Source organism: Variovorax terrae, assembly GCF_022809125.1.
Taxonomy (GTDB): Bacteria; Pseudomonadota; Gammaproteobacteria; order Burkholderiales; family Burkholderiaceae_C; genus Variovorax_A; species Variovorax_A terrae.
On sequence record NZ_JALGBI010000003.1, the window covers coordinates 575005 to 589988 of the forward strand.

Here is a 14984-nt window from a genome sequence, read left to right on the forward strand (position 1 = left end):
TAAAAAGGAGACAACCCCATGGAAGATTGCTTCGCGCTCAGCCGGCGCCGATGGTTGGGCACGGCCGCTGCGGCGGGCTTGGCGGCCACCGTTCCCGCCTTGCGCGCCCAGCCCGCCTGGCCGGCCAAGTCGGTGCGCTTCGTCGTGCCGTTCGCACCCGGCGGCACGTCCGAGATCGTGGCCCGCTCGGTCGCGGCCGAGCTCACCAGGCAGCTCGGCCAGAGCGTCTACGTGGAGAACAAGCCCGGCGGCGCCGGCGTGGTGGCCATGACCGAGGTGGCCAAGGCCGCGCCCGACGGCCACACCCTCATCCTCGGCCACGTGGGCACGCTCGCGGTGAACCCGTACATGCTGGCCAACCAGCCCTACGACGTGAACAAGGATTTCATCCCCGTCACGCTGCTGGCCAAGGTGCCCAACGTGTTCGTGATCCACCCCGACGTGCCGGCGAAGAACTTCCAGGAATTCGTGGCCTACGCCAAGAAGAACCCCGGCCAGCTCAGCTACGGCTCGGCCGGCAACGCCAGCGCGGGCCACCTGGCGATGGAATACCTCAAGCTGGTCACGGGCATGTTCATGACCCACATCCCGTACCGCGGCACCGGCCCGCAGCTCACCGACCTGCTGGCCGGGCGCACGCAAGCCTCGTCGGCCGGCCTGCCGGCACTGAGCGCCCACATCAAGAGCGGCAAGCTGCGCGCGATCGCGGTCGGCACGCAGCAGCGCATCGCCGCCCTGCCCGAGGTGCCCACGGTGACGGAGATGGGCTTCAAGGACTTCGAGACCTCGCAGTGGTACGGCATCCTCGTGCCGGCCGGCACGCCGCCCGACATCGTGCGGCGGCTGCAGGAGGAGTCGCTCAAGGCGCTCAAGTCCAGCGCCGTGACCGAGCGCTTCGCGCATGACAGCGCGGTCGGCGGCGGCGGGCCGTCGCCGGAATTCGCGGCCTTCATCGGGCGCGAGCAGAAGATCTGGAGCGACATCGTCAGGCGCGCCCAGATCAAGGCAGACTGAGAGGCGTGTCGCGGATGGTGGATGTCCTGGTCATTGGCGGCGGCAACGCCGCCCTGTGCGCCGCCCTGATGGCGCGCGAAGCGGGCGCCTCGGTGCTGCTGCTGGAGGCCGCGCCGCGCGAGTGGCGCGGCGGCAATTCGCAGCACACGCGCAACCTGCGCTGCATGCACGAGGCGCCGCAGGACGTGCTGACCGGGGCCTACCCGGAAGAGGAGTTCTGGCAGGACCTGCTCAAGGTCACCGGCGGGCAGACCAGCGAGCCGCTGGCCCGGCTGGTGATCCGCGAATCCTCGCGCTGCCGCGACTGGATGCGCCGGCACGGCGTGCGCTTCCAGCCCTCGCTGTCGGGCACGCTGCACCTGAGCCGCACCAATGCCTTCTTCATGGGCGGCGGCAAGGCGCTGGTCAACGCTTACTATCGCAGCGCCGAGCGGCTGGGCGTGCAGGTGCGCTACGGCGCGCCGGTCGACGCCCTCGAGCTGGACGGCGGCCGCTTCGTCGCGGCCCGCATCGCGGGCGAGCGCATCGAGGCGCGGGCCTGCGTGCTGGCCGCGGGCGGCTTCGAGTCCAACCGCGAATGGCTGCGCGAAGCCTGGGGCCGGAACGCCGAAGGCGAGTGGCCGGCCGACAACTTCCTGATCCGCGGCACGCGCTTCAACCGCGGCGTGCTGCTCAGGCACCTGATCGACGCGGGCGCCGACAGCATCGGCGACCCGTCGCAATCGCATTGTGTGGCCATCGACGCGCGCGCACCGCTGTACGACGGCGGCATCTGCACCCGCGTGGACTGCGTGTCGCTGGGCATCATGGTGAACCGCGACGCCCGCCGCTTCTACGATGAAGGCGAGGATTTCTGGCCCAAGCGCTACGCGATCTGGGGCCGCCTGGTGGCGCAGCAGCCGGGCCAGATCGGCTACTCGATCATCGACGCCAAGGCCGTCGGCCGCTTCATGCCGCCGGTGTTTCCGGGCGCGAAGGCCGACACGCTGCCCGAACTGGCGCGCCAGCTCGGGCTGGACGAGCAGCGGCTGGTGGACACCATCGACGGCTACAACGCGGCCTGCCGCGTGGGCCGCTTCGACCACACCGTGCTGGACGACTGCCACACCGAGGGGCTGGCACCGGCCAAGACGCATTGGGCGAGGCCCATCGACACCGCGCCGTTCTTCGGCTACGCGCTGCGCCCCGGCATCACCTTCACCTACCTGGGGCTGAAGGTGGACGCGCGGGCGGCCGTGCACTTTGGCGGCCAGCCCAGCGCCAACCTGTTCGTGGCCGGCGAGATGATGGCCGGCAACGTGCTCGGCAAGGGCTACACGGCGGGTGTCGGCATGTCGATCGGAACGGCCTTCGGGCGCATTGCCGGCACGTCGGCCGCGGCGGCGGCCTTGCAGGAGGTGGCGCATGCAGCAGCTTGAGGCGCTCACGCAGGAGGCCCGCGCGCTCGCCGCCGGCACCCTGGCGCTGACGCGGCCGGAGGCCGAGGTTGACCGCGCGCTGCAGATCTGCAACGCCTGCCGCTACTGCGAGGGGTTCTGCGCCGTGTTCCCGGCCATGGCGCGCCGCCTCGAGTTCGGCAAGGCCGACATCCACTACCTCGCCAACCTGTGCCACAACTGCGGCGCCTGCCTGCACGCCTGCCAGTACGCGCCGCCGCACGAGTTTGCCGTGAACGTGCCGCAGGCGATGGCGCAGGTGCGCGGGCAGACCTATGCCGACTACGCCTGGCCGCCCGGCTTCGGCGCGCTGTACCGGCGCAACGGCCTGACCGTGGCGATGGCCCTGGCCGCAGGGCTCGCGCTGTTCCTGGCGCTGGCGTTGCTCTGGAAGGCCGACGCGCTGGGCCGGCCGCTGGCGGGCAATTTCTATGCGGTCTTTCCGCACAACCTGATGGTGGCGCTGTTCGGCGGCGTCTTCGGCTGGGCGGTGCTGGCGCTGGGGCTCGGCGTGGCGCGCTTCTGGCGCAGCATCACGCCCGGCGCGGCCGGGGCACAGGCCGCGGCCGAGGCGGCCTCCGATGCGCTGCGACTCAAGTACCTGGACGGCGGCCACGGCGAGGGCTGCAACGACCAAGATGACCGCTTCACGCTGTGGCGCCGGCGCTTTCACCACGCCACGTTCTATGGCTTCATGCTGTGCTTCGCGTCCACCGGCGTGGCCACGCTGTACCACTACGGGCTGGGCCTGAAGGCGCCTTATGCGCTGACGAGCTGGCCCGTGCTGCTGGGCACCCTGGGCGGGATCGGCCTGCTGGCCGGGCCGGCCGGCCTGCTCTGGCTGAACTGGCGCCGCGATCCGCAGCACGGCGATGCCGCCCAGAGGCCGATGGACCGCGGCTTCATCGGCCTGCTGCTGCTGACCAGCCTGAGCGGCCTGGCGCTGCTGGCCTGGCGCGACACGGGCGCGATGGGCCTGCTGCTGGCCGTGCACCTGGGCGTGGTGATGGCGTTGTTCCTGACGCTGCCCTACGGCAAATTCGCCCATGGCCTCTACCGTTGCGCGGCGCTGCTCAAGTGGGCCGTCGAACGGCGCCGGCCGGGCAAGCTGGGCCTGGGGGACGACTGATTTTCAGGTCAAATAGGCTCAAGGTCCAGACCGGGTGGTCATAGTTTGCTATTGAAAATATAGCATCAGGCCGTCACACTGGCATCGGTGTAGACCAGCTCCAGCGGATAGCGCCGGCCCGCCAGGTAGTCCTCCAGGCAGCGCAGCAGCAGCGGGCTGCGGTGGCGGTCCGCGCTGGCGCGGATCTCGTCGGGCGTCATCCACAGCGTGCGGACGATGCCGTCGTCCAGCGCGCGCCCGGGTTCGGCGTCGCCCTCCACCTCGCCGCAGAAGGCGAAGCGCAGGTAGGTGACGTCCTCGCCCGTGCGGGTGCTCTGGAAGCGCGACAGGTACACGCCGACCAGCGCGGTCGGCCGGAAGCGGTGGGCGGTTTCCTCCAGCGCCTCGCGGGCGCAGCCGTCGGCGGGCGATTCGCCGGGGTCGAGGTGGCCGGCCGGGTTGTTGAGCTTCAGGCCGTCGGAGGTGAGTTCTTCCACCAGCAGGAACCGGCCGTTGCGCTCGATGATGGCGGCGACGGTGGCGCTGGGTTTCCATCGTGTGTTCATGCCCGCATTATTCAGTTTTGCCGGCGTGCGGGTGAGGCCTCTAATATCGGCCGAATCGCCCTGGCGACCTGGAAACCCGGCGTTCTTCATGTAAGCTAAGGGTCAGAAACCGTTCACAGCCATTTAAAAAACGAGGAGACGCCCATGCTGATTGGCGTACCCGCCGAAACCACGGTGGGTGAAACACGTGTTGCCGTCACGCCCGAGACGGCCAAGAAACTGAAGGCTCAGGGCCACACCCTTCGCATCCAGTCGGGTGCGGGCGTGGCGGCCAGCGCGCCCGACGAGGCCTACACGGCGGTCGGCGCCGAGATCACCGATGCGGCCGGCGCCTTCGGCTGCGAATTGGTGCTCAAGGTGCGCAACCTGTTCGACAACGAAGCGGCGCTGGTGAAGCCCGGCGCTACCGTGGTGGGCATGCTCAACCCGTTCGATGCGGCCGGGCTGCAGCGGCTGGCCTCGGCCAACCTCACCGGGTTCGCCCTCGAGGCCGCGCCGCGCACTACGCGCGCGCAGAGCATGGACGTGCTCTCCTCGCAGGCCAACATCGCGGGCTACAAGGCCGTGATGATCGCGGCCGACAAGTACCAGCGCTTCTTCCCGATGCTGATGACCGCCGCCGGCACCGTGAAGGCGGCGCGCGTGGTGATCCTGGGCGTCGGCGTGGCCGGCCTGCAGGCGATTGCCACGGCCAAGCGCCTGGGCGCGGTGATCGAGGCCAGCGACGTGCGCCCGAGCGTGAAGGAGCAGGTCGAGTCGCTGGGCGCCAAGTTCATCGACGTGCCCTACGAAACGCAGGAAGAGAAAGAGGCGGCCGAAGGCGTGGGCGGCTACGCGCGCCCCATGCCGCAGAGCTGGCTCGACCGCCAGAAGGCCGAGGTCGCCAAGCGTGTGGCGCAGGCCGACGTGGTGATCACCACCGCGCTGATCCCCGGCCGCGCCGCACCGGTGCTGGTGACCGAGGAGATGGTCAAGGCCATGAAGCCGGGCTCGGTGATCGTCGACCTGGCCGCGCCCCAGGGCGGCAACTGCCCGCTGACCGAGGCCGGCCAGACGGTGGTCAAGCATGGCGTCACGCTGGTGGGCGAGACCAACCTGCCGGCGCTGGTGGCCGCCGATGCGTCCTCGCTCTACGCGCGCAACGTGCTGGACTTCCTCAAGCTGATCATCACCAAGGAAGGCGCGCTCAACATCGACCTGAACGACGACATCGTGGCGGCCTGCCTGATGGCCCAGGGCGGCGAAGTCAAGAGGAAATAACCATGGATCCGGTTTCCCACACCATCATCAACCTCATCATCTTCGTGCTGGCCATCTACGTGGGCTACCACGTGGTCTGGACCGTCACGCCCGCGCTGCACACGCCGCTGATGGCCGTGACCAACGCGATCTCGGCCATCGTCATCGTCGGCGCCATGCTGGCGGCCGCGCTCACCGACACCCCGCTGGGCAAGACCATGGGCGTGCTGGCCGTGGCGCTGGCGGCCGTGAATATTTTCGGCGGCTTCCTGGTCACGCGGCGCATGCTCGAGATGTTCAAGAAGAAGGAAAAGAAAGCGCCCGCAGCCGACAAGGGGGCCGCAAAATGAGCATGAACATCGTCACGCTGCTGTACCTGTTCGCCTCGGTCTGCTTCATCCAGGCGCTCAAGGGCCTGTCGCATCCCACCACCTCGATCCGCGGCAACGTGTTCGGCATGATCGGCATGGCCATTGCCATGCTGACCACGGCCGCGCTCATCGTCGAGATCTCCGGCGGCAAGGCGCTGGGCATGGCCTGGGTGCTGCTGGGCCTGGTGGTCGGCGGCGGCTATGGCGCCTACCGGGCCAAGACCGTGGAGATGACCAAGATGCCCGAGCTGGTCGCCTTCTTCCACAGCATGATCGGCCTGGCCGCGGTGTTCATCGCCGTGGCCGCCGTGGCCGAGCCCCATGCTTTCGGCATCGCGGCCCGGGGCGAGCCGATTCCCACCGGCAACCGGCTCGAACTGTTCCTGGGCGCGGCCATCGGCGCGATCACGTTCAGCGGCTCGGTCATCGCCTTCGGCAAGCTCTCGGGCACCTACAAGTTCCGCCTGTTCCAGGGCGCGCCGGTGCAGTTCGCCGGCCAGCACAAGCTGAACCTGGTGCTGGGGCTGGTGACGATCGGGCTGGGCCTGGTCTTCATGTTCACGGGCAACTGGCCCGCCTTCTTCGCGATGCTGGCCCTGGCCTTCGTGATGGGCGTGCTGATCATCATCCCGATCGGCGGCGCCGACATGCCGGTGGTGGTCTCCATGCTCAACAGCTACTCGGGCTGGGCGGCGGCGGGCATCGGCTTCTCGCTGAACAACAGCATGCTGATCATCGCGGGCTCGCTGGTGGGCTCCTCGGGCGCGATCCTGAGCTACATCATGTGCAAGGCCATGAACCGCTCGTTCTTCAACGTGATCCTGGGCGGCTTCGGCGGCGAGGCCGGCGCGGCCGCGGCCGGCAGCGCGGTGCAGCGCAACGTCAAGAGCGGCAGCGCCGACGACGCGGCCTTCGTGCTGGGCAATGCCGAGACCGTGGTGATCGTGCCGGGCTACGGCCTGGCCGTGGCGCGGGCCCAGCACGCCGTGAAGGAACTGGCGGCCAAGCTCACCGAGAAGGGCATCACCGTCAAGTACGCGATCCACCCGGTGGCCGGGCGCATGCCGGGCCACATGAACGTGCTGCTGGCCGAGGCCGAGGTGCCCTACGACCAGGTGTTCGAGATGGAAGACATCAACGGCGAGTTCGGCCAGGCCGACGTCGCCATCATCCTGGGCGCCAACGACGTGGTGAACCCGGCCGCGCTGGTGAAGGGCAGCCCGATCTACGGCATGCCGATCCTGGAGGCCTACAAGGCCAAGACGGTGATCGTGAACAAGCGCTCCATGGCCGCGGGCTACGCCGGCCTGGACAACGAATTGTTCTACATGGACAAGACCATGATGGTCTTTGGCGATGCGAAGAAAGTAGTGGAGGACATGGGGAAAGCGATCGAGTGATCGCCCCAGCAAGACGCGGCCACCCGGCCGCGTTTTCGTTTCGGATTAGAGCCGCTTCCCTTGAAACCCCTAGGGAAAACACAGTAACCGGGACCTGAACAGGCGGAGACAATCGCCGCGTTCCGCATGAAGTTTGGAGAGACAGACATGACCGACCGCATTTGGCTGGCCAGCTATCCGCAGGGCGTGCCCGCCGATATCGACCCCTCGCAATACCCCTCGCTGGTGGCGCTGATGGAAGAGAGCTTCCGCAAGTACGCCGCCCGCACGGCCTACAGCTTCATGGGCAAGGACGTGACCTACGGGCAGACCGACTCCCTGAGCCGGGCGCTGGCGGCCTACCTGCAGGGCCTGGGCCTGGCCCGGGGCGACCGCGTCGCGATCATGATGCCCAATGTGCCGCAGTACCCGGTGGCCGTGGCTGCCATCCTGCGCGCGGGCTTCGTGGTGGTGAACGTGAACCCGCTGTACACGCCGCGCGAACTCGAGCACCAGCTCAAGGACTCGGGCGCCAAGGCCATCGTCATCATCGAGAACTTCGCCAACACGCTGCAGCAGTGCATCGCGGCCACGCCGGTCAAGCATGTGGTGCTGTGCGCCATGGGCGACCAGCTCGGCATGCTCAAGGGCGCGCTGGTCAACTACGTGGTGCGCAACGTCAAGAAGATGGTGCCCGCCTATAACCTGCCCGGCGCGGTGCGCTTCAACGACGCGGTGGCCCAGGGCACGCGCGGCACGCTGAAGGCGCCCGCCATTGCCGCGGACGACGTGGCGGTGCTGCAATACACCGGCGGCACCACGGGGGTTTCCAAGGGCGCCGTGCTGCTGCACCGCAACGTGATCGCCAACGTGCTGCAGTCCGAGGTCTGGAACCAGCCCGTGATGGACAAGGTGCCGGCCGGCGAGCAGCCCACCAGCGTCTGCGCGCTGCCGCTGTACCACATCTTCGCGTTCACGGTCGGCATGATGCTATCCATGCGCACCGGCGGCAAGCTGATCCTGATTCCCAATCCGCGCGACCTGCCCGCGGTGCTCAAGGAGCTGTCCAAGCACACCATCCACAGCCTGCCGGCGGTCAACACGCTGTTCAACGGCCTGGCCAACCACCCCGACTTCAACACGGTGGACTGGAGCCACCTGAAGGTCTCGGTCGGCGGCGGCATGGCGGTGCAGGGGGCGGTGGCCAAGCTCTGGCTCGATAAGACCGGCTGCCCGATCTGCGAGGGCTACGGCCTCTCGGAAACCTCTCCGTCGGCGAGCTGCAACCCGACCACCAGCACCGAGTACACCGGCACCATCGGCGTGCCGCTGCCCGGCACGTACTTCAAGCTGCTCGACGATGACGGCAATGAGGTGCCGGCAGGCCAGCCCGGCGAAATCGCCATCAAGGGCCCGCAGGTGATGGCGGGCTACTGGCAGCGCCCTGACGAGACCGCCAAGGTCATGACGGCCGATGGCTTCTTCAAGACCGGCGACATCGGCACCGTGGACGAGCGCGGCTACTTCAAGATCGTGGACCGCAAGAAGGACATGATCCTGGTCAGCGGCTTCAACGTCTACCCGAACGAAATCGAGGATGTGGTGGCCGGGCTCGAAGGCGTGCTCGAGTGCGCCGCCGTGGGCGTGGCCGACGACAAGTCGGGCGAGGCCGTCAAGCTGGTGATCGTCAAGAAGAACCCGGCCCTGACCGAAGCCCAGGTGCGCGACTACTGCAAGGCCAACCTCACCGGCTACAAGCAGCCCCGCATCATCGAATTCCGCACCGAGCTGCCCAAGACGCCGGTGGGCAAGATCCTGCGACGCGAGCTGCGGGACAAGAAGTAGCCTACCCGCCCGCCCGTTCGCGGCACAGCCAGGCCGGCGCTCGTCCGGCATGGCGCAAGTGCGGCCATTTTCTGTCGCCCGGCCTACCGGCCGGGCCGGCGATGGCTTGGAAAACCCTGAACCAGCAGGCGGCATTGATCTTGCATACTAGCGCCCTTCGCAGGGCGCGGCCGCGTGCCGGCGGGGTTGTTTCCAAAGAGGTTTTCAAGGCTTTTCACCGCATGAGGCAGATGTTTCCATTCAACGGGCGATTCCGGCCGGAGCAGGCATGCTGCGTTTCTTCCTGACGCGGGTCAGTCTCGTCATCCCGACCTTCATCGGCATGACGCTGCTCGCGTTCTTCCTGATCCGCATGGTCCCGGGCGACCCGATCGAGACGCTGGCCGGCGAGCGCGGCATCGATCCGGCGCGCCACGCCATGCTGCTCAAGGAATACGGGCTGGACCAGCCGGTGCTGGTGCAGTACGGCATCTACATCGGGCGCGTGCTGCAGGGCGACCTGGGCAAGTCCATCATCACGCAGGAGCCGGTCATCCGCGAGTTCCTGACGCTGTTCCCCGCCACCGTGGAACTGGCCCTGTGCGCGATCGTGTTCGCGCTGCTGCTGGGCATCCCGGCCGGCATCATCGCGGCGGTGCGGCGCAACTCGCTGTTCGACCACGGCGTGATGGCGGTCTCGCTGACCGGCTACTCCATGCCCATTTTCTGGTGGGGCCTGCTGCTGATCCTGTTCTTCTCGGTGCAGCTGGGCCTCACGCCGGTGTCGGGCCGGCTGTCGGTGCAGTACTTCATCGAGCCGACCACCGGCTTCCTGCTGATCGACTCGCTGCTGAGCGGCGACAAGGGCGCCTTCCTGTCCACGGTGCAGCACCTGATCCTGCCGACCATCGTGCTCGGCACCAATCCGCTCGCGGTGGTGGCGCGCATGACACGCTCGGCCATGCTCGAAGTGCTGGGCGAGGACTACATCCGCACCGCGCGCGCCAAGGGCCTGTCGGGTTTCCGGGTGGTGGCGATGCATGCGCTGCGCAACGCGCTGATCCCGGTGGTGACGGTGATTGGCCTGCAGGTGGGCGTGCTGTTCACGGGCGCGATCCTGACCGAAACCATTTTTTCCTGGCCCGGCGTCGGCAAGTGGCTGATCGAGGCCATCAGCCGGCGCGACTACCCGGTGCTGCAGGGCGGCATGCTGCTGCTGGGCGTGATGGTCATGCTGGTCAACCTGCTGGTCGACCTGACCTACGGCATCATCAACCCGCGCATCCGGCAGCAGGCCGGGCACTAATATGGCGACCGTGCTGTCTCCCCGCGTTGACGCAGAGGCTCAGGGCCACAGCCCTCCCGGTCCGCTGCGCGAGTTCTGGAATGCGTTCTCGGCCAACCGCGGCGCGCTGCTCGGGCTGGCCGTGGTCGCGCTGGTATTGCTGGTGGCCCTGTTCGCGCCCTGGATCGCACCGCACCCGCCGGGTGAGACTCACAGCGAGGCTTTCCTGCAGCCGCCGTTCTGGCAGGCCGGCGGCTCCAGCACCTACCTGCTGGGCACCGATGCGATCGGGCGCGACATCCTCTCGCGCCTGATGCACGGGGCGCGGCTGTCGCTGTCGATCGGGCTGGCCGTGGTGCTGATCTCGGTGGCCGCCGGCATTGTGCTGGGGCTGGTGGCGGGCTTCTTCAAGGGCATTCTCGAAGTGGCGATCATGCGGCTGATGGACATCATCCTCACGCTGCCCAGCCTGCTGCTGGCCATCGTGATCGTGGCCATCCTGGGGCCGGGGCTGGTCAACGCCATGCTCGCCGTGGCCATCGTGGTGCTGCCGCACTATGTGCGCATCACGCGCGCCGCGGTGATCACCGAGGTGTCCAAGGACTACGTGACCGCCGCGCGTGTGAGCGGCGCGGGCACGCTGCGGCTGATGTTCAGCGAGGTGCTGCCCAACTGCGCGGCGCCGCTGATCGTGCAGGCCTCGCTGGGCGTGTCCACCGCCATCCTCGACGCGGCCGCGCTCGGCTTCCTGGGACTGGGCGCGCAGCCGCCGGCGCCCGAGTGGGGCACCATGCTGGCCGACGCGCGCGAATTCGTGCTGCGCGCCTGGTGGGTGGTGACCTTCCCGGGCCTGATGATCCTGGTCACCGTGCTGGCCTTCAACCTGCTCGGGGACGGCCTGCGCGATGCGCTCGACCCGAAATTGAAGCGATAGCATGAAGCACATCCCCAGGCTTCGCTTCACTGCGCCTTCCCCCTTGCAGGGGGCAAGACCAGCGGCCCGGCCAAGCCGGTTCCGCGGTGTTCCCGCGACAAACCTTTCGCGCAGGAGCCGCTGACATGCCCTTGCTGGACATCGAAGACCTGCACGTCGAATTTCCTACGCAAGCCGCGGTGATGCACGCCGTCGAAGGCGTGAGCTTGCGCCTGGAAGAAGGCGAGGTGCTGGGCATCGTGGGCGAGTCGGGCTCGGGCAAGAGCGTGACCATGATGGCGCTGATGGGCCTGATCGCCGCGCCGGGCCGGGTGCGAGCCGCGCGCCTGCGCTTTGCCGGGCACGACCTGCTGGGGCTGTCCGATGCGGCGCGCCGGCGCCTGACCGGCAAGGACGTGGCCATGATCTTCCAGGAGCCGACCACCAGCCTCAACCCCTGCTTCACCATCGGCTTCCAGCTGATGGAGACGCTGCGCCTGCATCTGCACCTGGACCGGCGCGCGGCGCGCCATCGCGCCGTCGAGTTGCTGGAGCAGGTGGGCATTCCCGCGCCCGAGATGCGGCTCAAGGACTACCCGCACCAGCTCTCGGGCGGCATGAACCAGCGCGTCATGATCGCCATGGCCATCGCCTGCAACCCGCGCCTGCTGATCGCCGACGAGCCGACCACGGCGCTCGACGTGACGATCCAGGCCCAGATCCTCGATCTGCTGCGCAACCTCCAGAAGGAACGCGGCATGGCCCTGGTGCTGATCACGCACAACATGGGCGTGGTCAGCGAGATGGCGCAGCGCGTGGCGGTGATGTATGCCGGCCAGGTGGTGGAGCAGCGCCCGGTGGCCGATCTGTTTGCCGCGCCCCAGCACCCCTACACTGAGGCCCTGCTGGCGGCCCTGCCCGAGCGCGGCGCGGCCAATGGCCGGCTGGCCACCATCGCGGGGGTGGTGCCGGGCCTGTACGACCGGCCCGCCGGCTGCCTGTTCGCGCCGCGCTGCGCCTACGCCACCGAGCACTCGCGCGCGGTGCGCCCCGAGCTGCGCGACTGGCAGGGCGGCCAGGTGCGCTGCCACTACCCGCTGGGCGATCCGCAGCGCGAAGCCGCCCGGCGGCGCGACGGGCCGCTGCCGGCCGATGTGGAGCGGGCCCCATGAGCGTGGTGGTGGAAGCCCACGACCTGCGGCGGGTGTACCCGATCCGCCGCGGCCTGCTGCGCGCGCCGGCCCAGCTGCAGGCGGTGGGCGGCGTGTCGTTCTCGCTGCAGGCGGGCCAGACGCTGGCCGTGGTGGGCGAGTCCGGCTGCGGCAAGTCGACGCTGGCGCGCATGGTGGCGCTGATCGAGAAGCCCAGCGCGGGCCGCCTGGTGTTGGACGACACCGATGCCGTGCAGCCGCCGGCCAGTGAGCGCCGCCGCCTGCGCCAGACCGTGCAGCTGGTGTTCCAGAACCCCTATGGCTCGCTCAACCCGCGCAAGCGCATCGGCACCGTGCTGGAAGACCCGCTGGCCATCAACACCGCGCTGGACAAGACCGAGCGCGCCCGCCGCGCGAGCGAGATGCTGGCGCGGGTGGGCCTGCGGCCCGAGTACGCCAACCGCTATCCGCACATGTTCTCGGGCGGGCAGCGCCAGCGCATCGCGATCGCGCGCGCTCTCATGCTCAGCCCCAAGCTGCTGGTGGCCGACGAGCCGGTGTCGGCGCTCGACGTGTCGATCCAGGCGCAGGTGCTGAACCTGCTGGCTGACCTGCAGGCCGAACTCGGGCTGGCCTACCTGTTCATCTCGCACGACCTCGCCGTGGTGCGCCACATCGCGCACGACGTGCTGGTCATGTACCTGGGCCATGCCGTGGAGCAGGGCCCGAAGGCCCGGGTGTTCGCCCGGCCGCTGCATCCCTACACCCAGGCCCTGCTGGCCTCGACGCCGGCGGTGGGCACGCCGCCGGCGCAGCGCATCGTGCTCAAGGGCGAGCTGCCGTCGCCGCTGAATCCGCCGCCGGGCTGCGTGTTCTCCACGCGCTGCGCCTATGCCGTTGCGCGCTGCCGCGAGGAGCGGCCGCTGCCCCGGCTGCTGGATGCGCGGCAGGTGGCCTGCCACGAGGCCGAGCGCTTCGTGTAGCCGGGTTTTCCCTTGGGCCCGCCTGCCCATAATGTTCCCCTGGCCCGCGGGCCGCTTTAACCATCGAAGGAGTCAACCTTGAAACCGTCAAATCATCACAAGTCGTTTGGCAAGCGTTTCGCGCTCGCTGCCCTGGCCTTGCCCGTCCTGCTGGCCACGGCTGGCGTGTCGGCCAAGACACTGGTGTTCTGCTCCGAGGGCAGTCCCGAGAATTTCTACGCAGCGGTGAACACCACCGGCACGTCCTTCGACGCCACCACGCAGGTCTACAACAGCGTGGTCGAGTTCGAGCGCGGCGGCACCAAGGTGGTGCCGGGCCTGGCCGAGAAGTGGGACATCTCGGCCGATGGCATGGAGTACACCTTCCACCTGCGCAAGGGTGTGAAGTGGCACAACACCAACAAGAACTTCAAGCCCACGCGCGACTTCAACGCCGACGACTTCATCTTCTCCATCGAGCGGCAGTGGAAGGAGAACGATCCCTACTTCCGGGTCACCAGCCCCAACCACTCCTACTTCAACGACATGGGCATGCCCAAGCTGCTCAAGTCGGTGGACAAGGTGGATGAGTACACGGTCAAGATCACGCTCAACAAGCCCGAGGCGCCGTTCCTGGCCAACCTGGCCATGCCCTATGCCGGCATCCAGTCCAAGGAATACGCGATCGCCATGCTCAAGGCCGGCACGCCCGAGAAGATCGACCAGGAGCCGATCGGCACCGGCCCGTTCTACCTCGTGCAATACCAGAAGGACGCGATCGTGCGCTTCAAGGCCTTCCCGCAGTACTGGGCCGGCAAGGCCAAGATCGACGACCTGGTGTTCTCGATCACGCCCGACGCCTCGGTGCGCTGGGCCAAGCTGCAAAAAGGCGAATGCCATGTGATGCCCTACCCCAACCCGGCCGATCTCGATGCCATGCGCAAGGACCCGAAGGTGCAGGTGCTCGAGCAGCCCGGCCTGAACGTGGGCTACCTGGCCTACAACACGCAGAAGAAGCCGTTCGACGACGTGCGCGTGCGCAAGGCGATCAACATGGCGATCAACAAGAAGGCCATCATCGACGGCGTCTACCTGTCGACCGGCGTGGCCGCCAAGAACCCGATTCCGCCGTCGATGTGGTCGTACAACGACGCGGTCAAGGACGACCCCTTCGATCCCGAAGCCGCCAAGAAGCTGCTGGCCCAGGCCGGCTTTCCCAACGGCTTCTCCACCGACCTCTGGGCCATGCCGGTGCAGCGCCCCTACAACCCGAATGCCAAGCGTATTGCCGAGCTGATGCAGGCCGACCTGGCCAAGATCGGCGTCAAGGCCGAGATCAAGAGCTTCGAGTGGGGCGAGTACCGCAAGCGCATGCAGGCCGGTGAGCACCAGATGGGCATGCTGGGCTGGACCGGCGACAACGGCGATCCGGACAATTTCCTCTACACTCTGCTGGGCTGCGCCTCGGCCCAGTCGGCCAGCGGCAGCAACGTGGCCAAGTTCTGCTACCAGCCCTATGAGGAGCTGGTGCTCAAGGCCAAGAACGTGTCCAAGCAGGCCGACCGCGATGCCCTGTACAAGAAGGCCCAGGTGATCTTCAAGGAGCAGGCGCCCTGGTTCACCATCGCCCACGCGGTGCAGCTCAAGCCGGTGCGCAAGGAAGTGATCGACTACAAGCTCAGCCCGTTCGGGCGCCACACCTTCTACGGTGTGGACATCAAGGAATAGGCGGCGCA

General features: G+C 68.1%; 13 protein-coding genes. 12 read left to right on the forward strand and 1 reads right to left on the reverse strand.

Annotated elements, in window-relative coordinates:
* Positions 1-18 precede the first annotated feature (18 nt).
* From MMF98_RS22085 to tcuB, 3 genes are read left to right on the forward strand one after another with little or no spacing between them, the layout of a single operon-like run.
* A complete protein-coding gene (locus MMF98_RS22085) occupies positions 19-1014 on the forward strand; it encodes a Bug family tripartite tricarboxylate transporter substrate binding protein (RefSeq protein WP_243309500.1) in 996 nt (331 codons plus the stop codon).
* Positions 1015-1028: 14 nt separating this feature from the next.
* Positions 1029-2432: an FAD-dependent tricarballylate dehydrogenase TcuA gene (gene tcuA / locus MMF98_RS22090; protein ID WP_243309501.1), complete on the forward strand. Its 1404-nt coding sequence runs from the start codon at positions 1029-1031 to the stop codon at positions 2430-2432.
* On the forward strand, positions 2419-3579 hold the full coding sequence (gene tcuB, locus MMF98_RS22095) for a tricarballylate utilization 4Fe-4S protein TcuB (RefSeq protein WP_243309502.1): 1161 nt from the start codon (positions 2419-2421) through the stop codon (positions 3577-3579). The genes tcuA and tcuB overlap by 14 nt, the downstream gene beginning before the upstream one ends.
* A gap of 65 nt (positions 3580-3644) precedes the next feature.
* Here tcuB and MMF98_RS22100 read toward each other — a convergent pair whose 3' ends face one another.
* The gene (locus MMF98_RS22100; RefSeq protein WP_243309503.1) at positions 3645-4124 is read right to left on the reverse strand and encodes an NUDIX hydrolase; all 480 of its coding nucleotides are present in this window, start codon (positions 4122-4124) and stop codon (positions 3645-3647) included.
* Positions 4125-4268: 144 nt separating this feature from the next.
* Between MMF98_RS22100 and MMF98_RS22105 the strand changes: the two genes are divergently transcribed.
* From MMF98_RS22105 to MMF98_RS22145, 9 genes are all read left to right on the forward strand, one after another.
* Positions 4269-5384, forward strand: a complete 1116-nt coding sequence (locus MMF98_RS22105) for a Re/Si-specific NAD(P)(+) transhydrogenase subunit alpha (RefSeq protein WP_243309504.1) — start codon at positions 4269-4271, stop codon at positions 5382-5384.
* A 2-nt stretch (positions 5385-5386) separates the two neighbouring features.
* Positions 5387-5713, forward strand: a complete 327-nt coding sequence (locus MMF98_RS22110) for an NAD(P) transhydrogenase subunit alpha part 2 (RefSeq protein ID WP_243309505.1) — start codon at positions 5387-5389, stop codon at positions 5711-5713.
* The gene (locus tag MMF98_RS22115; protein ID WP_243309506.1) at positions 5710-7134 is read left to right on the forward strand and encodes an NAD(P)(+) transhydrogenase (Re/Si-specific) subunit beta; all 1425 of its coding nucleotides are present in this window, start codon (positions 5710-5712) and stop codon (positions 7132-7134) included. Before MMF98_RS22110 ends, MMF98_RS22115 begins: the two co-directional genes overlap by 4 nt.
* A 147-nt stretch (positions 7135-7281) precedes the next feature.
* Positions 7282-8958, forward strand: coding sequence for a long-chain-fatty-acid--CoA ligase (locus tag MMF98_RS22120; protein ID WP_243309507.1), 1677 nt, complete (start codon positions 7282-7284; stop codon positions 8956-8958).
* 268 nt (positions 8959-9226) lie between these two features.
* Positions 9227-10243 (forward strand): ABC transporter permease subunit, encoded by a 1017-nt coding sequence (locus MMF98_RS22125; RefSeq protein WP_243309508.1) that lies wholly within the window; start codon positions 9227-9229, stop codon positions 10241-10243.
* Position 10244: 1 nt separating this feature from the next.
* Entirely contained in the window at positions 10245-11156 is a 912-nt protein-coding gene (locus tag MMF98_RS22130; protein WP_243309509.1) for an ABC transporter permease subunit, read from the forward strand.
* Positions 11157-11281: 125 nt separating this feature from the next.
* The gene (locus MMF98_RS22135) at positions 11282-12307 is read left to right on the forward strand and encodes an ABC transporter ATP-binding protein (RefSeq protein WP_243309510.1); all 1026 of its coding nucleotides are present in this window, start codon (positions 11282-11284) and stop codon (positions 12305-12307) included.
* Positions 12304-13269, forward strand: coding sequence for a dipeptide ABC transporter ATP-binding protein (locus MMF98_RS22140; RefSeq protein WP_243309511.1), 966 nt, complete (start codon positions 12304-12306; stop codon positions 13267-13269). The genes MMF98_RS22135 and MMF98_RS22140 overlap by 4 nt, the downstream gene beginning before the upstream one ends.
* Positions 13270-13347: 78 nt before the next feature.
* A complete protein-coding gene (locus MMF98_RS22145; protein ID WP_423837669.1) occupies positions 13348-14976 on the forward strand; it encodes an ABC transporter substrate-binding protein in 1629 nt (542 codons plus the stop codon).
* Positions 14977-14984 lie beyond the last annotated feature (8 nt).